Origin of the sequence: Synechococcus sp. ATX 2A4 (genome assembly GCF_024346375.1) — a bacterium.
Classification (GTDB): domain Bacteria; phylum Cyanobacteriota; class Cyanobacteriia; order PCC-6307; family Cyanobiaceae; genus MW101C3.
This window is the reverse complement of record NZ_JAGQCV010000008.1, coordinates 144,613-163,895: the sequence shown is the minus strand read 5'-3', so window position 1 is coordinate 163,895 and position 19,283 is coordinate 144,613. Positions and strand designations below refer to the sequence as shown.

The following is a 19,283-nucleotide window of genomic DNA, read 5'->3' as shown; positions in this document are numbered from 1 at the left end:
GGGGTCGGTTAAGTAAGGCGAGATGCGCCGGGGGAAACGTCCCCACCGCAGGCCGGAGCCTTTCGCCTGAGGCAATGTAACAGGACATTGCGGGATGTGTGGGGCGCTTAAGGTTTGCCTCCGATTTTCGTCAGGCGCGGTTGATGAGCAGTCCCATACCCATCGCCAGATAATTCCTCGTATACGCAGATGAACAAGCAGCTGCACCGGCGGAGCCAGAGGCGGATCCACGTGCAGATCCACCGGCAGCGCGACCCCGTCGTGCGCTGGAGTCCCAGCGCCACCCTGGTGCCCACCCGCGCCTGCTTCAACACCTGTGACTACTGCAGTTTCCGCCGCGCTCCCGGCACCGCGCCACTGCTCACCACCAGCGAAGCCCGTGAGCAGCTCGCCCGCCGGCCCCAGGCCAGCGAAGTGCTGTTGCTCTCCGGTGAAACGGCACCCGGTTCCCCGCAGCGGGCCGCCTGGTTCGCGCGGCTGCTGGAGCTGAGCCAGGTGGCGCTCGCCATGGGACGCCTGCCCCACACCAATGCGGGCCCGCTGTCGCTGCGGGAAATGGCCGCCCTGGGACGGCTGAACCCCTCGCTTGGACTGATGCTCGAAGGGCTGGGCCCCGCCTACGACCGCCTGCACCGGGCCGCCCCCAGCAAGCGGCTTGAGCGGCGCCTCGGCCAGCTCGTGCAGGCCGGCCGCCTGGGCATCCCCTTCACCACCGGCTTGTTGCTGGGCGTGGGCGAAACCCCGGCGGATCGCCGCCGTGCGTTGGAGCTGCTGGCAACGTTGCAGCGCCGCTGGGGCCATCTCCAGGAGGTGATTCTTCAGCCCTGGCGCCCCGATGGTGCGCAGGCCCGGCCGCTGGATGCGGCGGAGCAGGCCGCCATGCTCGACACGATCCGGCTGGCGCGGCAGCTGCTGCCGCCCGAGGTCAACCTGCAATTGCCCGCCAACCTCTGGCCGCTCGATGGCCTGGCGGAAGCGATCGCCGCCGGCATCAACGACCTTGGCGGCATCGATGTTCACGATGTGATCAATCCCGCCTACCCCCAACCGAGCCCGGCCCAGCTGTCTTCCCGGCTGGCGGCCGCCGGCTGGCAGCTGCGCCCGCGGCTGTGCGTGCAGCCCGCCTGGATCGCCTGGTTGCCGCCCGCCCTGCGCCGCCGGGCCACTGACCTTGAAGTGAGATTGTTAGCGTCCGAATTCGCCTGAACGGGCTGGACGTGCTGCACGCCACCACCATCGAAACTGCACCGGGCCGGCCAGCTGATCAAACTGCTGGCCCCGAGGGCGAGCGGGTGCTGCTGATCCGTCTGCCCTGCAATCCGATCTTTCCGATCGGCCCGGTGTATCTGGCCGATCATCTGCACAAGCGCTTCCCGCAGCTGCCCCAGCGCCTGCTCGATCTGGCGGCCCTGCCGGTGCTGGATGTGGAGCGCGTGCTGCTGGCCACCATCGACGCCTTCCGACCCACGTTGCTGGTGTTCTCCTGGCGCGATATTCAGATCTATGCGCCCGTGGATGGCCGGGGCGGCAACCCCCTGCAGAACTCCTTCGAGGTGTTCTATGCGCGCGATCCGCTCAAACGCCTGCGCGGCGCCATCGGGGGGCTGCGTCTGATGGGGGCATTCTATGGAGAGCTGTGGCGCAATCTGCGCCTGGTTCGCAAGGGCCTGGCCCGCTCCCGTCGTTATCACTCCAGCGCCCGCGTCGTGCTCGGTGGTGGTGCAGTGAGCGTGTTCTACGAGCAGCTGGGCCGCCGCCTGCCCAAGGGCACAGTGGTGTCGGTGGGCGAAGGGGAGCCACTGCTTGAAAAGATGATTCAAGGAGCCTCCCTGCAGGGTGAACGCTGTTTTGTGGTGGGCGAAGAGCCACGGCCGGGCCTGATTCACGAGCAGCCCGCCGGCCTGATCAAAACAGCCTGCGATTACACCTATATCGCCTCGATCTGGCCCCAGCTGGATTGGTATCTGGATGCGGGTGATTTCTACGTGGGGGTGCAGACCAAGCGAGGCTGCCCGCACAATTGCTGCTACTGTGTGTACACGGTGGTGGAAGGCAAGCAGGTGCGGGTAAACCCGGTGGCCGAGGTGGTGGCAGAGATGCGCCAGCTCTACGACCGGGGCGTGCGTGGCTTCTGGTTCACCGATGCCCAGTTCATTCCTGCGCGCCGCTATATCGAGGATGCCAAGGAGTTGCTGCGGGCGATCCAGGCAGAGGGGCTCAGCGATATTCACTGGGCGGCCTACATCCGCGCTGACAACCTGGATGCCGAATTGGCCGAGTTAATGGTGGCCACGGGCATGAGTTACTTCGAGATCGGTATCACTTCCGGTAGTCAGGAGCTGGTGCGCAAGATGCGCATGGGCTACAACCTCCGCACCGTATTGGAGAATTGCCGCCTCTTGGTGCGTGCCGGCTTCCACGAAACGGTGTCCGTCAATTACTCCTTCAACGTGATTGATGAACGGCCTGAAACCATCCGCCAGACCGTGGCCTATCACCGGGAGCTGGAGCGCATCTTCGGCGTACGGCAGGTGGAGCCGGCGATTTTCTTCATTGGCCTGCAGCCCCACACGCACCTGGAGCAATACGCCTTCGACCAGAACATCCTGCAGCCCGGTTACAACCCGATGAGCATGATGCCCTGGACGGCCAGAAAGCTGCTCTGGAATCCCGAGCCCCTCGGCAGCACCTTCGGCCGCCTCTGCCTGGAGGCCTTCGAGACGAATCCCGGCGATTTCGGCCGCACGGTGATGGATCTGCTGGAGCGCGATTACGGCACGGCCCCGCTGGAGGAGTCGCTGCATGCGCCGGTGGAAGGGCGCCGGGCCTTTGCCACCGCCGTGCTCTGAGAGTTCACGGGCAGTCGATCGTGTTTCGCTGCGGGGCCGACCATACCGGCCGGCAGAGGAGCAGCACAAGGGCCAGCCCCAGCCAGCCGATCACGCCACCGATCGGATTGGGCACCTCTCCCCCGGGTCCCACCAGCCAGGCCGGCGCGTCCGGCGCCAGTTGCAGCAGCCCGGTCTGCAGCACGAACCAGCCGCCTACCAGGCCGCCATGTAGGCCGATCGCTCCCCAGAGCACGCCGCTGTCGCTGCGCCGTTGCAGGGCCAGGGCCAGTCCCAGCAGAATCAGCCCGCCCAGCAGGCCGATGGCCCCCGGGTTGCCGGCCCGGTACCAGGGATGTACCAAGGCGAACAGCGACGCCTGCAGCAGCAGGGCCCGGCGGCGGCTCAGCTGCAGGCCCAGCTCACCCCACAGCCAGCCGCGGAAGAGCAGCTCCTCGGCAAAGCCCACCCCCAGCAGCAGGGCCAGGGCGTTGAGCAGTTCGCTTGCCTTCAGATCCAGCTGCCACGCCGCCTGTCCGGTGGCCAGCAGCACGGCGGCCACCAGTGCCAAGAGCAGGGCGGCCTTGGCTAGGCCGCCCAGGAACGTCCGTATTGCCACCAACGGCGTCGCCACCACCCCGAGCCGCCGCCAGGGATGGGTGGCGCCCCAGCTGCGGCGCAGGCGCCAGGGCAGGCTGAACAGCAGCAACAGAAGAGCCACCACCAGCCCGGCCAGGTCGAGCTGATCGGGCCGCAGGCCCGGTGCCAGCCATTGCAGCGGCCGCGCCGTCAGCCAGCCCAGGCCATACAGAACCGGGACATAGAGCAGGGTGCCGAGGCCATGGGGCCGGCGGCTCTGCTGTTCCGATGTGGGCAGCGGGGCGGGAGCCAGGGGCTCCACTCACGCCTCCGGTTCGATCGTGCTGCTGAGGCCCTTGCCCTTGAGGGTTTCGCTGTAGAACTCCGCCGGCTCCAGATCGCAGACGATCACCAGCCCCATGCCGGTGTTGTGGGCCTCCAGCATCACGGCGATGGCGTCCTGCTCGCTCAGGGAGGGCACCACCTGCCGCAGGGTGGACACCACATACTCCATCGAGTTGACCGGGTCATTGTGCAGAAGGACCCGGTAGCGCGGCGAGGGCTTGCGCACCCGCTGCACCTCCTTGTCGATCACTGCCGCACCGCCGGGTGAACGGCCGGGGGTTTCAACCGCTTGGGGAAGAGTCATCGCCAATCGAGGAACAACGGCAAGGGGAAGGAGGTGCCGAGCGGCGGGCACCCGTGGAAAGAGAACCTGAATTTAGGCAACCCCAGCGGACGCAGGCACCAGGGAGGCGCGTGCGATGCGGGCCATCGCCTCCTCCACGTTGATCCGGCTGTTGAAGGCGGAGAGGCGGAAGTAGCCCTCGCCGGCGGCGCCGAAACCGCTGCCCGGGGTGCCAACCACGTTGGCCTCCTCCAGCAGACGGTCGAAGAAGGCCCACGAATCGAGGCCGGCGGGGGTCTTGAGCCACACGTAGGGGGCCTGCTCGCCGCCGTACACCTGCAGACCGGCCGCCGCCAGCTCGCGGCGGATGATCGCCGCGTTCTCCATGTAAAAAGACACCAGTGCCTTCACTTCGGCTTGCCCTGCTGCGGAATACACCGCCTCGGCGCCCCGCTGCACGATGTAGCTGACGCCGTTGAACTTGGTGCTCTGCCGCCGGTTCCACAGCCCCCACAGCTCCACCGCTTCTCCTGCGGCGGTGGTGCCCATCAAGCCGCGGGGCACCACCGTGAGCGCGCAGCGGGTGCCGGTGAAGCCGGCGTTCTTGGAGAAGGAGCGGAACTCGATCGCGCAGTCGCGGGCGCCCTCGATCTCGTAGATGGAGTGGGGCAGGTCAGGGTCCTGGATGAAGGCCTCGTAGGCGGCATCGAACAGGATCAGGGCGCCGGTGGCGCGGGCATGGTCGACCCACTGCTGCAGCTGGGCCCTCGTGGCCACAGCGCCGGTGGGATTGTTGGGGAAGCAGAGGTAGATCAGGTCCACCGGCTGCTCGGGCAGCGGGGCGATGAAGCCGTTGTCGGCCGTGATCGGCAGGTAAGTGAGGCCGCCGTACCGGCCACTGGCATCGGCCTCCCCGGTGCGGCCCGCCATCACATTGCTGTCCACATACACCGGGTAGACGGGGTCGGTGACGGCGATGCGGTTGTCGGGGCCGAGGATGTCGAGAATGTTGCTGCTGTCGCATTTGGAGCCATCGGAGATGAAGATCTCCTCGGCGTCGATCGCGCAGCCGCGGGCCTGGAAATCGTGGCGGGCGATCGCTTCACGCAGCCACAGGTAGCCCTGCTCCGGGCCGTAGCCATGGAAGCCTTCCGCCGTGCCCATGGCGTCGATGGCGGCCTTCATCGCTCCGCGGCAGGCCGCGGGCAGCGGTTCGGTCACATCGCCGATGCCGAGCCGGATCAAGGGGGCGTCGGGGTGGGCCGCTGCGAAGGCCTTCACGCGCCTGGCGATCTCCGGAAAGAGATACCCGGCCTTGAGTTTGAGGTAGTTGCCGTTGACCTGAACCACTGCTGCCGCCGCCGATGTCGCTGGCAGGCATCCTGCTACGGCGCCGCACGCTTCGCCGGCCTGCCCTGTGCCGCACGCTGCGCCTGCCTTGTGGCCCCCCGGCCGGCTTGGTGGATCGGGTCTCCTTGACGGCTGCCTACGATCCTTCTGCGGCCTGTCTGATCGTTCAGCCATGACCATGGCGACTTCGAGCGGCTCCGCCGGTGCCGGGCCATCCCCAGCGATCGCCGCTGCCCCGCCGCTGCCCCAGGGGCGCGTCGCTTTCGATCAGCTGGTGGACAGCACCATTGCCCGCCCCGCCCGTTACCTGGGCAACGAACGGGGCGTGCTGCCCCGCAACTGGGAGGAGGCGAAGGCGCGCTGGTGCCTCACCTATCCCGATCTCTACGAGGTGGGCGCCAGCAACCTGGGCCACATCATCCTTTATTCGATTCTCAACGCGATCCCCGGCCAGCTCTGCGATCGCGCCTACCTGCCCGCCCCCGACCTGGCCGAGCGCCTGCGCCAGCAGGGCCAACCCCTGTTCGCGGTGGAAAGCCGCCGCGCCCTGGCAGCCTTCGACATCCTCGGCTTCAGCCTCAGCTACGAGCTGGGCGCCACCAACATCCTCGAGATGCTGGATCTGGCGGGATTGCCGCTGCGGGCCGCCGAGCGGGGCGACCTGCCGCTCGACGATCCCGCAGCCCCTCCGCTGATCTTCGCCGGCGGCCCCACCGCCACCAGCAACCCCGAACCGTTCGCCGCCTTCTTCGATTTCTTTGCCCTCGGCGACGGCGAGGAACTGCTGGCGGAGATTGGTCTGGTGGTGGCCGAGGCCAAGGCCGCCGGGCTGAGCCGCTCAGCGCTGCTGGCTGATCTGGCCCATGTGCCGGGCGTCTACGTGCCGGCGCTCTATGCCCCGGGCCCCGATGGCGTCACCCTTCAGCGCCTGCGGCCAGAACTGCCGGCGCGCGTGTTGCGGCGGGTGGCCACCCCCATGCCCCACTACGCCATGGGCCTGGTCCCCCACATCGAAACCGTCCATGACCGGCTCACGATCGAGATCCGCCGCGGCTGCACCCGGGGCTGCCGTTTCTGCCAGCCCGGCATGCTCACCCGCCCGGCCCGCGATGTGGAGCCAGAGGCGGTGATCGAGGCGGTGGAGGAGGGCATGGCCCGCACCGGCTACAGCGATTTCTCCCTGCTGTCGCTCAGCTGCTCCGATTACCTCGCCCTGCCGGCGGTGGGGGTGGAGCTGCGCAACCGCCTCTCCGAGCACAACGTGAGCCTCACGCTGCCCAGCCAGCGGGTGGATCGCTTCGACCAGAACATCGCCCACATCCTGGGCGGCACCCGCAAGGCGGGCCTCACCTTCGCCCCGGAAGCCGGCACCCAGCGCCTGCGCGACATCGTCAACAAGGGGCTGACCGACGCGGAACTGCTGCGCGGCATCCGCACCGCCATGGAGAACGGCTACCGCAAGGTGAAGCTCTATTTCATGATCGGCCTGCCCGGTGAAACCGACGCCGATGTGGTCGGCATCGCCGACACCTGCCGCGCGTTGCAGCAGCAATGCCGCGACCTGGGGCGGCTGGAGCTGAACCTCACCATCAGCAACTTCACGCCCAAGCCCCACACGCCGTTCCAGTGGCACAGCGTGTCCACGGCGGAGTTCCGGCGACGCCAGGAGTTGCTGCGCCGGGAGCTGCGCACGCTCAAGGGCATCAAGAGCAATGTCACCGATCCGCGCCTGTCGGCGATGGAAGATTTCATCGGCCGGGGCGACCGGCGCCTGGCGCCGGTGCTGGAGGCGGCCTGGCGGGCCGGAGCGGGCATGGATGCCTGGTTCGAAACGATCGACCGCACCCATGCCGCCTGGACCGGTGCCATTGAGGCCGAGGGGCTCGGCGGCCGCTACCGGGCGCTGGAGATGGGCGACTGGGCCGCCACCGGGGCCTTGAGCAACGCCGATCTGGAGGCCTTCTGCGCCCAGCCGCTGCCGTGGGATCACCTGGATTCCGGCGTCGACAAGCGCTGGCTGGCCGAAGACCTGCAACGGGCCCTTGCCGCGGTGGTGGTGCCGGACTGCTCCTTTGAGGGCTGCAGCAGCTGCGGTGTCTGCGGGCCGGAGTTCGGCCACAACGTGGTGGTGACGCCCCCGCCGATTCCCCCGGCGCAGCCGCCACGCAGCCCAGCCAGTGAACGGACCCAGCGGTTGCGCTTCAGCTTCAGCAAGCGGGGTTCGCTGGCGCTGCTCAGCCATCTCGATCTGGCCCGCCTGCTGGAGCGGGCCCTGCGCCGCAGCCAGCTGCCGGTGAGTTTCAGCGGCGGCTTTCACCCCCTGCCCCGGCTGCAGTTCGCCCTGGCGTTGCCACTGGGGGTGGAAGCGGAGGGCGAATGGCTGGATCTGGAGTTCGCCCAGGCCTGCCCGCCGGAGGAGGTGCGCGCGCGGCTGCAGGCCCAGCTTCCCCACGGCTTCTCTCTGCACTCGGTGCAGGAGGTGCCCCTGGCGGGCCCGGCCCTCTCCCAGCAGTTGGCAGAAGCCCACTGGAGCCTGCAGCTGATCCCGGAGGCCGCTGCCGCCACAGGGCCCGTGAACGCTCCTTCCCACGCCGATTGGCACCGGGCGATCGAGCAGCTGCTGCAGGCCACCTCGCTTCCCTGGCATGACAGCGACAAGAAGGGTCGCCCCCGCGAGCGGGACTGCCGCCCCTGCCTGATCGCGCTGGAGCTGGTGGCACCGCCGCTGTGCGCCGACGGACCCTTGCCAGCCGCCGCCACAGGCGCCGCCCAAGGCGCCACCTCAATGACGCTCCGCCTGCAGGCCCGCATCGATGCCCAGGGCCGCAGCATCCGCCCCGATCAGGTGCGCCAGTGGCTGGTGGAGGGGCTCGGCCAGCCGCTGCGTCTGGGCCACTGCCGGCGAGAGCGCCTGATTCTGGCGCCACCGGCCTGAAGTCTCACGCTTGTGGAGGTATCCAAAGGTCCGCTCCAGCGGACCAAGGTGGAAAGTCCGGTGCTGCCATCCAGCCCCAGGGGCCCTGTTGGGTCGCGTGCTAATTTCACCTCAGACGGCAGATCCGTCTGTGGTTTTCGATCCACAGCCGCATCGTCTACGGCCCCCGCTCCTGCGGCGTGCTCGCCGTGGTCACACCCAGCAGCAACCGGTCCGTTCCCGTTCCGGCAGCTCGGGCGTCAACGGAGGGTGAACCTCCAGAGCTTGCTCCTCAAAGGCTTTTTCTTCCGTCTCATTCTGCTGATGCAGCAGACGGTCGGCTTCTCAGCACGATCGGCTCATCGCTTCATTGCTTCAGGGGGCAATCCCCATCCCATGGCAGGGCTTCTCCGAGCCACCCTCTATCCTCCATGCCCCAGCAGATCGTCATTGCGGAGCAACTGCGCATCGCCGCAGTGCTCAACGACGAACGCGTCGATCAACTGATTGTTGCCCAGGGTCGCTACCAGATCGGCGACGTCTACGTTGGGCGCGTCGAGAATGTGCTTCCCGGCATTGATGCTGCGTTCGTCAACATCGGAGAGAGCGAGAAAAACGGCTTCATTCATGTCACCGACCTCGGCCCGCTGAGGCTCAGAAAGGGTGCAGCAGGGATCACTGAATTGCTGGAACCGCGCCAGAAGGTGCTCGTTCAGGTGATGAAGGAGCCCACCGGCACCAAAGGCCCGCGTCTCACCGGAAATCTCACTCTGCCGGGCCGCTACCTGGTGCTACAGCCCCACGGGCAGGGGGTCAATATCTCCCGGCGCATCAGTGCCGAGAGCGAGCGCAACCGTCTGCGGGCCCTGGGCGTGCTGATCAAGCCGCCCGGCGCTGGCCTGCTGGTGCGCACTGAAGCCGAAGGGATCAGCGAAGAGCTGCTGATCGACGATCTCGAAGCTCTTCTGCGTCAATGGGAGGGCATTCAGGACGCCGCGGAAACCGCCACTCCACCGGTGCTGCTCAACCGCGACGAAGACTTCGTCCATCGCGTGCTCCGCGACCTCTACAGCCCCGAAGTGCAGCGCGTGGTGGTCGACACCCACGCGGCCGTCGGGCGCGTGAACGCCTTCCTTGGTGCGGATCAGGCCAACCTGCTCGTTGAGCACCATGTCGAAAGCACCGACATCCTTGAGCACCACAAGATCAATGCTGCGATCCGCGATGCACTCAAACCGCGCGTTGATCTTCCCTCCGGCGGGTCGGTGATCATTGAGCCCACCGAAGCGCTCACCGTCATCGACGTGAACTCCGGCTCCTTCACGCGCTCCGCCAATGCCCGTGAAACCGTGCTCTGGACCAATTGCGAAGCGGCGGCGGAAATTGCGCGTCAACTGAAGCTGCGCAACATCGGCGGTGTGGTGATCATCGACTTCATCGACATGGAGTCGCGCCGTGATCAGTTGATGCTGCTGGAGCATTTCACGTCGGCCGTCCGCGACGACGCTGCCCGTCCCCAGATCGCCCAGCTCACCGAGCTCGGCCTGGTGGAACTCACCCGCAAGCGCCAGGGCCAGAACATCTATGAACTGTTCGGCCGCGCCTGCCCCAGCTGCGGCGGCCTCGGCCATGTGGCCGTTCTCCCCGGCAAAGACACCCTCCAGCCGCTCGCCACGGTCAACGGCCTGGTGCGCTCCGCCGCCTCCGCCCGCGCCGAGGCACCCAGCCCCTCCGCCCCCGAGCCCAGTGGTCGGCGTCGTGGTGGCCGCGGCGGCCGCGGCAGCCGCGGCGGCAACGAGCTGATCGAAGTCACCCCCGTGCTCGTCTCGCTCGACGACGAGCCCGCCGCCCCCCGGGTGGTGGAAGCGCCGCTGAGCGCTTCCGAAGGCGTCAGCCGCCGCCATGACCCCGAACTGGTGGCCGTCCCCATGGACGACGATCAGGAATTCGTCTACGGCTGGATGGGCCTCAATCCCACTCTCTTGCTGGAATCACCCCCTGCCGGTGACAACGTGGTCGTTCGGGTCGTGCGCCCCGGCGAATCGGAAGATGCGGTGCTCGACGCCGCTCGCCAGCAACTTTCCGGCTCTGGCTCCAGGCGCCGCCGCCGCGGCGGCCGTGGCAGTGGCGAAGGCGGCGGTGCCGTCCGCACATCCGCGGATTTCCCCAGCGATGCCCCCGCACCCGTCGCAGTTGCCACGGCAGACACCGGTACGGACCGCTGGAGTTCCTCCCGCGATCCTGGCGATGCCGTGATGGTGGAAATCACCCCGCTGCCGATCGAGCACGACCGCTCTCCTGCGGTGCGCAGCACGGTGATTGAAACCACGGTGCTGCAGGTGCCAGTCATCCGTTCCGTTGGGCGTGCCGCTGCTGCCGTGAGCATCACCGACCCCCCTCCTACCGCTGCGGTTGTTCAAACCGAGCCGGAACCCACACCTGAATCCACCGCCGCCGACCCTGCCGACGATCCCGCCGGTGAGCCCCGCCGTCGCCGTCGCCGTTCTTCGGCAGCGGTCTGAGCCCAGCGCCGGCCGATCCCTATGCCCAGCACGATCCCGGCGTCTGCGCCGGGGTTGATGAGGTGGGGCGGGGCAGCCTGTTCGGCCCGGTGTTCGCGGCTGCCGTGATGTTGCCAGCGTTTGCGCTGCCAGCCCTGGCCGCGGCCGGGCTCACCGACAGCAAGGCACTGCGGCCGCTGCAGCGGCGCCGGCTCCTGCCACTGATCGGGGATGCGGCGGCGCAGAGGGCCCTCGGCCAGGCCTCTGCTGAGGAGATTGATCGCCATGGCATCCGCTGCGCCACCGAACTGGCCATGCTGCGCGCCCTGCAGCGGCTTGCAGTACCGCCACGGCTTGTGATTGTCGATGGGGTGCTGCCGCTGCGGCTCTGGAGCGGGCCCCAGATCACCCTGGTACGTGGGGATCGCCATTGCTTGTCGATCGCCGCCGCCAGCGTGGTGGCCAAGCAGGCCCGCGATGGCCTGATCCAACGGCTGGCCTGCCGCTTCCCTGGCTATGGCCTCGAGCGGCATGCCGGCTATGGCACGGCGTTGCATCGCCAGGCCCTGCGCAAGCTCGGGCCTACGCCGCTGCACCGGGCCTGCTTCCTGAGCAAGGTGCTGGCAGGCACCGACTGGTCGCTGCTCCGCTGAGCGCGGGTTCAGCGGTCTTCGCACCACTGACTGAAATCACTCAGCAGGTTCTGACCCACCCGCTTGCGCATGCTCAGCAGGATGCCGCTGAGCAGGGAGCGGCCTGTGGCCTCCAGCACCCGGGGCGGGATCAGCCCCAGCACGGCGGGGCGACTCACGCGCACGCCCAGCAGGGCTTCCCCTTCCAGGCCGCCATCGTTCACCGCCAGCCACGATTGCAGTGTGAACTCGAAGTCGTCCACCGCTTCGAGCCCGTCGAGGCGGCATTCGACGGCCTGCAGCGCCAGCCGCCCCGGCTCCCGCTGGGCCTGTAGTTGCACCACCGGCTGCACCTGCAACTGAAACACCTTGAATCCGCTCACTTCGTACTGGTAGTGGCCAGGACTGAGCGGCGTGAGCTGGCGCGGTTCGAGCAAGGCTCGGATCACCCGCTGTTCGTCATCGAGGTAATCGGCCAGGTGCTCGGCCCGCCCGTGAACCGGCAAGGTGAGCTGCTGGCTGGCGCTGAAGGCCAGAGACATCGCCTGGGGAGGCCGGCGGAGGATGATCCTATCCACCGGTCTGCGCTCCCTTTTCCCCATGCGTCTCGCCTTCCTCGGACCCACCGGCACCTACGGAGAGCAGGCGGCGCGTCAGTTCGCCACCCTGGAAGGCCTCCAGGATCCCGACTTCGTCCCGCAGGGCAGCATTCGTGCGGTGGTGAAGGCCCTGGCCGACGGTGACTGCAGCGCCGCCGTGGTCCCGGTGGAGAATTCGGTGGAAGGCGGTGTCACAGCCTGCCTAGATGTGCTCTGGGAGCATTCCGATCTGCAGATCCGCCGTGCGTTGGTGCTGCCGATTCGCCACGCCCTGCTGGGCAGCGGACCGATCGCCCGGGTGAGCGAGGTGCTCTCCCATCCCCAGGCCCTGGCCCAGTGCGGCCAATGGCTGGCGGAACACCTGAGCGATGCCCTGCAGCTGCCCACCAGCTCCACGGCCGAAGCCGCTCGGCTGGTGGCAGGCAGTCGCTTCCGCGCGGCGATCGCTTCGCGCCAGGCGGCTGCGGAGCACGGGCTGGAGGTGTTGGCCTACCCGATCAACGATGTGATCGGCAATTGCACCCGATTCCTGCTGCTGCAGAAGGAGGGAGCTCCCGCCGAAGGCAGCACCCACTGCAGTCTGGCCTTTTCGCTGCATGCCAACAGCCCGGGGGCGCTGCTGGAGGCGCTCAGCTGCTTCGCGCATCGCCAATTGAACATGAGCCGGATCGAGTCGCGACCTTCCAAGCGCGAAATGGGTGAATACCTGTTCTTCGTGGATCTTGAGCGGCCTGCAGTCGGAGAAGCGCTCCACCAAGCCATCGAGGAGCTCAGGGGCCTATGCCAGCACCTGGCACTGTTTGGCGCCTATCCGCTCACGAATCTGGCTGAGGAGGGGCGCTCGTCTGCTGGTTCGCCACGGCTGGCGGGCTGAGCCTGGTGTCTTTCCCGCGCCGGCAGCGGAAGACGCCGAACGCCATCAGGCCGTGGCGAAAGGCCCAGTCCATCAGCAGCAGGGTGGGGGTTTCGCGCACGCCCTGCAGCACGGCCGCTGGACCCAGGCCCAGCACGGCGCCTGGCCGACGGACGCCTTCCAGGATCGAATCGATCCAGGAGGGCAGGGTGGCGCGCGTCCAGTCGTCGGTATCGGTGTGGGCGCCGCCGGCATGGACGCTCAGCTCCAGGTTGCGCCGAAACGAAGCAATGCTCGCGAATTCCGGGTGGGCCCATTGATCCAGCAGCTGGCGCATCACCCAGCGCTCCACAGGGCTGAGCACTCCGGAGGAGGGATCGCGGCGGTTCCAGTCGGCCACCGCCAGCAGCCCACCGGGAGCCAGCACGCGCAGCAGTTCATCGGCGTAGCGCTGCTTGTCGGGCATGTGCGGCCCCGCTTCCACACTCCAGACCGCATCAAAGGCCCCATCCGGGAGGTCGAGATCAAGGGCATCCATCACGGCAAATCGGCAGCTCAGGCCCGCTGGGGTGAGCTGACGGGCCCGCTCCACCTGTGCCGGGCTGATGCTGATGCCGAGCACCTCGAAGCCGTAGTCACGGGCGAGGATCCTGGCGCTGCCGCCGATGCCGCAGCCCACATCGAGCAGCCTGGAGCCAGAGGGCAACTGATCGAGACCACTCCAGCGCACTAGCTCATGCACGAAGGCCACCTTGGCGGCACGGAAGTCGGCCCGATGCGGTGGGGTCCCGTAATGACCGAGGTGCACATGGTCCCCCCAGAGCCGCTCCAGCAGCCGGTCTTCCGTCCAGCGGTCGTACGCCTCCGCCACGGTGGCGGTGCTCTCGTAGCTGCGGTTGCGCCGCTGCCACACCACAAACGCGCCCGCCAGCGCGGCCACAGCAAGGATTGCTGCCAGCGGCAGCGCGGGGACAGGACGGCCGGCCATCAGGAAGAAGGATCCCTGGGGGATTCACCCAGATCCTTGAAGGTGTCCTTGAGGACCGTGCGGGCTGCGAGCTGGCGCCGGGTCTGGTCGAGCAGGGCGAATTCCTGCCGCAACCGCTCGCCGGTATCGGTGAGCTCCAGCAGGGTCTGCTGATGATCGGCCACGGGGCCGCCGAGATGGGAGCCGATCCAGAACGAGAGTTCCCGCGGCAGATCGGGCAGATCGCTGGGGAGGCTGCTGGGCCGGCCCACGAGCTTGCCAGTGAGATCAACCACATCCCGCAAAGCCTGGGTCACGTCGCTGGCCAGTTCGTGGAGGGTTTCCGGGGATTCGTCGGTTTCGTCTTCGATCCAGCTCACCATGCCCACCCGGAATGGGGCTTCCCGCACCACTTCAAGCACGCGGAAACGCTGCTGTCCCATGGTCACGATGTTGCTGCGATCGTCTTCCTGGGTCTGGCACTGGAGGATTTCCGCGCAGCAGCCCACAGAGGCCATTTTCTTTTCCTGCGGGTCCCAGCGGATCACCCCGAAGCGGCGATCCGTCTGCAAGACCGTTTGCAGAAGCATCCGGTACCGCGGCTCAAAGATGTGGAGCGGCAGCACCTCCTGCGGAAACAACACCACATCCGGCAGGGGGAATAGGGGGAGTTCCCTCACGGCCAGATCAGTCACGGATGGGTGGGTGGAGAAAGGGCTGGAAAAAGCTGGTGAAGGGGGGCGGCGATAGTGGGGCCCTTAAATGGAAGCTTGCCCGGGAGCTTTGCCGGAGATGCTTGCAAAGGAGTGTCTCGCGCAGAGACAGACGCCCAATCCCCAGTGCCATGGCTGGCGGGGGATACGCCAGCCATGGCACTGGCCCAAGCCTTGGAATGCGGGAGTAGCGGATTCTAGAAAAAACAAAGCCCGCCGGGGAAGCGGGCAGGCCTGAGCCGGTGCCGAGCCGCTGGCATGGGGCCAGCCGCAGCTGTTTCATGCCCATGCAGGGGGTGCGGAGCCGCTTAGAGCTTGACTTCGATATCGACGCCACTGGGCAGATCAAGCTTCATCAGCGCGTCGATTGTTTTCGAGGAGGGGCTGTAGATGTCGATGATGCGCCGATGGGTGCGGGTTTCGAAGTGCTCACGGGAGTCTTTGTCCACGTGGGGCGAGCGAAGCACGCAGTAAATCTTGCGTTTGGTGGGCAGCGGGATGGGTCCGATGGCCGTGGCGGCGGTGTGATCAGCGGTTTCGATGATTTTTTCGCAGGAAAGATCCAGCATGCGGCGGTCGAACGCCTTGAGACGGATGCGGATCTTCTGCTGGGCGATGGCGGTGGACATGGGGAAATGCGGGTGAGGCATCCGCCAGCAAGAACGCTGCCGGTGCAGAAAACGATGAATCAGGGCTGAACCCTGAATTGCCGAGGTGCGGCTGGCCAAGGGCCAAAGCGGTCGAGCCGAGGGGGGAGAAGCCTGCTGGCAGACTCTCCCCTCCAAGACCCTAGATCAGGATCATTCCACGATCTTGGACACCACGCCCGCACCGATGGTGCGGCCGCCTTCGCGGATGGCGAAGCGCATGCCCTGCTCAATGGCCACCGGGCAGATCAGCTCGGCGGACATCTTGATGCGGTCACCAGGCATCACCATCTCCACGTTGGTGCCGTCGTCGGCGGTGAAGGCCGTGATCTGGCCGGTCACGTCGGTGGTGCGGATGTAGAACTGCGGGCGATAGCCAGCGAAGAAGGGGGTGTGGCGGCCACCTTCTTCCTTCTTGAGGACATAGACCTCACCTTCGAACTTGGTGTGGGGCTTGATGGAGTTGGGCTTGACCAGCACCATGCCGCGTTCAATGTCTTCCTTCTGGATGCCGCGCAACAGCAGACCGACGTTGTCGCCAGCCATGCCTTCGTCGAGCAGCTTGCGGAACATCTCGACACCGGTGACGGTGGTTTCGCGGGTGTCCTTGATGCCGACGATCTGAACGGTTTCGCCAACTTTCACCTTGCCGCGCTCAATCCGACCGGTGGCCACGGTGCCACGACCGGTGATCGAGAACACGTCTTCGACGGCCATCAGGAAGGGCTTGTCGATTTCGCGCTCGGGCTCGGGGATGGCTTCATCCACGGCTTCCATGAGGTCGAGAATCTTGTCAACCCACTCGTTGTCGCCGCGGTTGCCTTTGCCGCCGCCTTGGATGAATTCGAGTGCCTTCAGGGCGGAGCCGGCCACGATCGGGATGTCGTCACCGGGGAAGTCGTAGCTGCTGAGCAGCTCACGCATTTCCAGCTCGACGAGCTCGAGGATTTCCTCGTCGTCGACCATGTCCTTTTTGTTCAGGAACACCACCAGAGCGGGCACGCCCACCTGCTTGGCCAGCAGGATGTGCTCCTTGGTCTGGGCCATGGGGCCATCAGTGGCGGCCACCACAAGAATGCCACCGTCCATCTGGGCGGCACCGGTGATCATGTTCTTGACGTAGTCCGCGTGACCAGGGCAGTCGACGTGGGCGTAGTGGCGGCCTTCGGTCTCGTACTCGACGTGGGCGGTGTTGATGGTGATGCCCCGTTCTTTCTCCTCAGGAGCACCGTCGATGTCGTCATAGGCCTGGGCTTTCGCTTGGCCAAGGGATGCCAGCACGTTGGTGATGGCGGCGGTGAGGGTGGTTTTGCCGTGGTCAACGTGGCCGATGGTGCCGATGTTGACGTGAGGTTTGTTCCTCTGAAACTTCTCGCGAGCCATTGAAGGAAAGAATCGGGGGTGTTGGTTGGGGGTGAGAGATCAGGAATTGCCCTGATTCTTGGAGATGATGGCCTCAGCCACATTGCGAGGAACTTCCTCGTAATGGCTGAACTCCATCGAGAAAATACCCCGACCCTGGGTCATGGATCGGAGCTGGGTGGCGTAACCGAACATCTCGGCCAGGGGCACTTTGGTTTGGACTTTGGATTGTCCGTTGTCGATGGACTGGCCTTCGACCTGCCCGCGACGTGAGGAGAGGTCGCCGATCACCGAACCGAGGTAATCCTCGGGGATTTCGACTTCCACCTTCATCATCGGCTCAAGGAGTACAGGATTGCACTTCTTGACGCCGTCCTTGAAGGCCATCGAGCCGGCGATCTTGAAGGCCATCTCCGAAGAGTCGACATCGTGGTAGGAGCCGTCCACCATGGTGACCTTCACATCGATCATCGGGAAACCGGCAATCACGCCAGACTGGCAGGTTTCCTTCATGCCGTTTTCGGCAGGACCGATGTATTCCTTCGGCACGATGCCGCCAACGATCTTGTTCACGAAGGCGAAGCCTGAGCCGGGTTCGCCGGGCTCCATTTCGATCACCACGTGGCCGTATTGGCCTTTGCCACCGGTCTGGCGGGCGAACTTGCCCTCGCCTTTGGCCTTGCCACGGATCGTTTCGCGGTAAGACACCTGTGGAGCGCCGATGTTGGCTTCCACCTTGAATTCCCGCAGCATGCGATCCACCAGGATTTCCAGGTGAAGCTCGCCCATGCCGGCGATCACGGTCTGGCCGGTTTCAGGGTCAGTGGAGACGCGGAAGGTGGGATCTTCCTCAGAGAGGGATTGCAGCGCCTTGGAGAGCTTCTCCATATCGCCCTTGGTTTTCGGCTCCACCGCCACCGAGATCACCGGTTCAGGGATGAACAGGGATTCAAGAATGATCGGAGCACTCTCCACGCAGAGGGTGTCGCCGGTGGTGGTGTCCTTGAGGCCGAGCACGGCGCCGAGATCGCCTGCACGCAGTTCGTCCACCTCCTCCCGGTCGTCGGCTTTGAGCAGGATCAGGCGGGAGATCCGCTCCTTCTTGTCTTTGGTGCTGTTCATCACGTAGCTGCCCTTCTGCAGCACCCCGGAGTACATCCTCACGAAGGTGAGTTTGCCGTAGGGGTCAGCCATCACCTTGAAGGCCAGCGCGCTGAACGGGGCGTTGTCGTCGCAGGGACGGTTGGATTCGGTGCCATCGGGCAGCAGGCCGGTGATGGGGGGAACATCCACCGGGGCTGGCAGATAGTCGACCACAGCATCGAGCACCAGCTGAACGCCTTTGTTCTTGAAGGCGGATCCGCAGAGCATGGGGACCAGGCCATGCTTCACCACGCCAACGCGAATCCCTTTGACCAGCTGCGCGTCGGTGAGTTCGCCGTTCTCCAGGTAGCTGTCCAGGAGAGCCTCATCTGTTTCGGCCACCGATTCCATGAGTTTGCCGCGCCAAAGGGCGGCTTCTTCCTTCATGTCATCGGGGATGTCTCCCTCAAGGATGTCGGTGCCGAGATCGTTCGTGTAGAGGATCGCCTTCTGGCGCACCAGATCGATGATGCCCTTGAGGTCACCCTCAGCACCGATCGGCAGTTGGATGGGTGCCGCGTTGGCCTTGAGGCGATCCTTGATCTGGTCGTAGACCTTCAGGAAGTCGGCACCCGTGCGGTCCATCTTGTTGACGAACACGATGCGGGGCACGTTGTAGCGGTCGGCTTGCCGCCACACGGTTTCCGACTGGGGCTGAACGCCACCCACGGCGCAGAACACAGCCACCACACCATCAAGCACACGCATCGACCGCTCCACTTCAATCGTGAAGTCGACGTGACCAGGGGTATCAATGATGTTGATTCGGTTTTCTTTCCAGCTGGTGGAAATGGCCGCCGCAGTGATGGTGATGCCGCGTTCCCGCTCTTGCTCCATCCAGTCGGTGACGGCGGCGCCATCGTGCACCTCGCCCATCTTGTGGACGACACCTGAGTAGAAGAGGATCCGCTCGGTGGTGGTGGTTTTGCCCGCGTCAATGTGGGCGGCAATCCCGATATTTCTGACGCGTTCCAGGGGGTAGGCGCGGGCCACGAGCTGAGGTCTCCGAAGGGTGATCGAAAAAATGCGGGGTAAGTGTAAAGGTTGGCCCTGGTGTGCCGGGATCCCGCGATCCAGGCAGGGCAGCTGGCTCAGTAGCGGTAGTGGGCGAAGGCTTTGTTGGCTTCTGCCATCTTGTGAGTTTCCTCGCGCTTGCGCACCGCGCTGCCGGCTTCGTTGGCCGCATCCATGAGTTCACCCGCCAGCTTTTGGGCCATGCTGCGGCCGTTGCGGGCGCGCGAGAAGTTGACCAGCCAGCGGAGGGCCATGGCGGTGCCCCGCTCCTGCCGCACTTCCATCGGCACCTGGTAGGTGGCGCCACCAACGCGGCGGGCGCGCACTTCGACCAGAGGCGTGGCGTTGCGCACGGCGGTTTCAAACACTTCCAGGGCATCGGCGCCGGTGCGCTCGCTGATCAGCCCGAAGGCATCAGAGAGGATCCGCTGGGCGGTGGACTTTTTGCCGTGCTTCATCAGCCGGGCCACAACCATGGTTGCCAGCCTGCTGTTGAACTGGGGATCGGGGAGAACCGGGCGCTTCTCGGCAGCGTTGCGGCGTGACATAAACC

General features: G+C 66.1%; 16 protein-coding genes. 6 read left to right on the top strand and 10 right to left on the bottom strand.

Features of this window, described 5'->3' with window-relative positions; genetic code table 11:
• The first annotated feature begins 189 nt into the window (after positions 1 to 189).
• Positions 190 to 1,206, top strand: coding sequence for a 7,8-didemethyl-8-hydroxy-5-deazariboflavin synthase subunit CofG (gene cofG / locus KBY97_RS09680; protein ID WP_255146625.1), 1,017 nt, complete (start codon positions 190 to 192; stop codon positions 1,204 to 1,206).
• Positions 1,207 to 1,292: 86 nt separating this feature from the next.
• A complete protein-coding gene (locus KBY97_RS09675) occupies positions 1,293 to 2,849 on the top strand; it encodes a photosystem II high light acclimation radical SAM protein (RefSeq protein WP_255146645.1) in 1,557 nt (518 codons plus the stop codon).
• Positions 2,850 to 2,853: 4 nt separating this feature from the next.
• Here the strand turns inward: KBY97_RS09675 and KBY97_RS09670 are convergent, their stop codons facing one another.
• The 3 genes from KBY97_RS09670 to KBY97_RS09660 form a co-directional block, all read right to left on the bottom strand.
• Positions 2,854 to 3,729, bottom strand: a complete 876-nt coding sequence (locus KBY97_RS09670) for a CPBP family intramembrane glutamic endopeptidase (protein WP_315857156.1) — start codon at positions 3,727 to 3,729, stop codon at positions 2,854 to 2,856.
• Positions 3,730 to 4,056 (bottom strand): ATP-dependent Clp protease adapter ClpS, encoded by a 327-nt coding sequence (clpS, locus tag KBY97_RS09665; RefSeq protein ID WP_255146624.1) that lies wholly within the window; start codon positions 4,054 to 4,056, stop codon positions 3,730 to 3,732. It lies immediately after the preceding gene.
• A gap of 72 nt (positions 4,057 to 4,128) precedes the next feature.
• On the bottom strand, positions 4,129 to 5,385 hold the full coding sequence (locus tag KBY97_RS09660; RefSeq protein ID WP_255146623.1) for an LL-diaminopimelate aminotransferase: 1,257 nt from the start codon (positions 5,383 to 5,385) through the stop codon (positions 4,129 to 4,131).
• Between the two features lie 172 nt (positions 5,386 to 5,557).
• Here KBY97_RS09660 and KBY97_RS09655 point away from each other — a divergent pair, with 172 nt between their 5' ends.
• From KBY97_RS09655 to KBY97_RS09645, 3 genes are all read left to right on the top strand, one after another.
• Positions 5,558 to 8,320, top strand: a complete 2,763-nt coding sequence (locus KBY97_RS09655; protein ID WP_255146622.1) for a TIGR03960 family B12-binding radical SAM protein — start codon at positions 5,558 to 5,560, stop codon at positions 8,318 to 8,320.
• Between the two features lie 410 nt (positions 8,321 to 8,730).
• Positions 8,731 to 10,821 carry an Rne/Rng family ribonuclease gene (locus KBY97_RS09650; RefSeq protein WP_255146621.1) on the top strand — a complete coding sequence of 697 codons (2,091 nt, stop codon included), beginning with the start codon at positions 8,731 to 8,733 and terminating at the stop codon, positions 10,819 to 10,821.
• Complete coding sequence (locus KBY97_RS09645) at positions 10,818 to 11,453, top strand: ribonuclease HII (protein ID WP_255146642.1); 636 nt, start codon at positions 10,818 to 10,820, stop codon at positions 11,451 to 11,453. Before KBY97_RS09650 ends, KBY97_RS09645 begins: the two co-directional genes overlap by 4 nt.
• Positions 11,454 to 11,461: 8 nt before the next feature.
• Here the strand turns inward: KBY97_RS09645 and KBY97_RS09640 are convergent, their stop codons facing one another.
• Positions 11,462 to 11,974, bottom strand: a complete 513-nt coding sequence (locus tag KBY97_RS09640; RefSeq protein WP_255146620.1) for a DUF1997 domain-containing protein — start codon at positions 11,972 to 11,974, stop codon at positions 11,462 to 11,464.
• A 58-nt stretch (positions 11,975 to 12,032) separates the two neighbouring features.
• On the opposite strand from KBY97_RS09640, the gene pheA reads away from it, so the two are divergent.
• Positions 12,033 to 12,905 carry a prephenate dehydratase gene (pheA, locus tag KBY97_RS09635; RefSeq protein ID WP_255146619.1) on the top strand — a complete coding sequence of 291 codons (873 nt, stop codon included), beginning with the start codon at positions 12,033 to 12,035 and terminating at the stop codon, positions 12,903 to 12,905.
• On the opposite strand, the gene KBY97_RS09630 is transcribed toward pheA, so the two are convergent.
• The 6 genes from KBY97_RS09630 to rpsG form a co-directional block, all read right to left on the bottom strand.
• Entirely contained in the window at positions 12,847 to 13,872 is a 1,026-nt protein-coding gene (locus tag KBY97_RS09630) for a methyltransferase domain-containing protein (protein ID WP_255146618.1), read from the bottom strand. The two genes, pheA and KBY97_RS09630, sit on opposite strands and share 59 nt — an antisense overlap.
• Positions 13,872 to 14,546, bottom strand: a complete 675-nt coding sequence (locus KBY97_RS09625; protein WP_255146617.1) for an LON peptidase substrate-binding domain-containing protein — start codon at positions 14,544 to 14,546, stop codon at positions 13,872 to 13,874. Before KBY97_RS09625 ends, KBY97_RS09630 begins: the two co-directional genes overlap by 1 nt.
• A gap of 326 nt (positions 14,547 to 14,872) precedes the next feature.
• Positions 14,873 to 15,193, bottom strand: a complete 321-nt coding sequence (rpsJ, locus tag KBY97_RS09620) for a 30S ribosomal protein S10 (protein ID WP_094514372.1) — start codon at positions 15,191 to 15,193, stop codon at positions 14,873 to 14,875.
• A gap of 171 nt (positions 15,194 to 15,364) precedes the next feature.
• Positions 15,365 to 16,594 (bottom strand): elongation factor Tu, encoded by a 1,230-nt coding sequence (gene tuf / locus KBY97_RS09615; RefSeq protein ID WP_255146616.1) that lies wholly within the window; start codon positions 16,592 to 16,594, stop codon positions 15,365 to 15,367.
• 39 nt (positions 16,595 to 16,633) lie between these two features.
• Positions 16,634 to 18,709, bottom strand: a complete 2,076-nt coding sequence (fusA, locus tag KBY97_RS09610) for an elongation factor G (protein ID WP_255146615.1) — start codon at positions 18,707 to 18,709, stop codon at positions 16,634 to 16,636.
• 98 nt (positions 18,710 to 18,807) lie between these two features.
• A complete protein-coding gene (rpsG, locus tag KBY97_RS09605) occupies positions 18,808 to 19,278 on the bottom strand; it encodes a 30S ribosomal protein S7 (RefSeq protein WP_094514363.1) in 471 nt (156 codons plus the stop codon).
• Positions 19,279 to 19,283 lie beyond the last annotated feature (5 nt).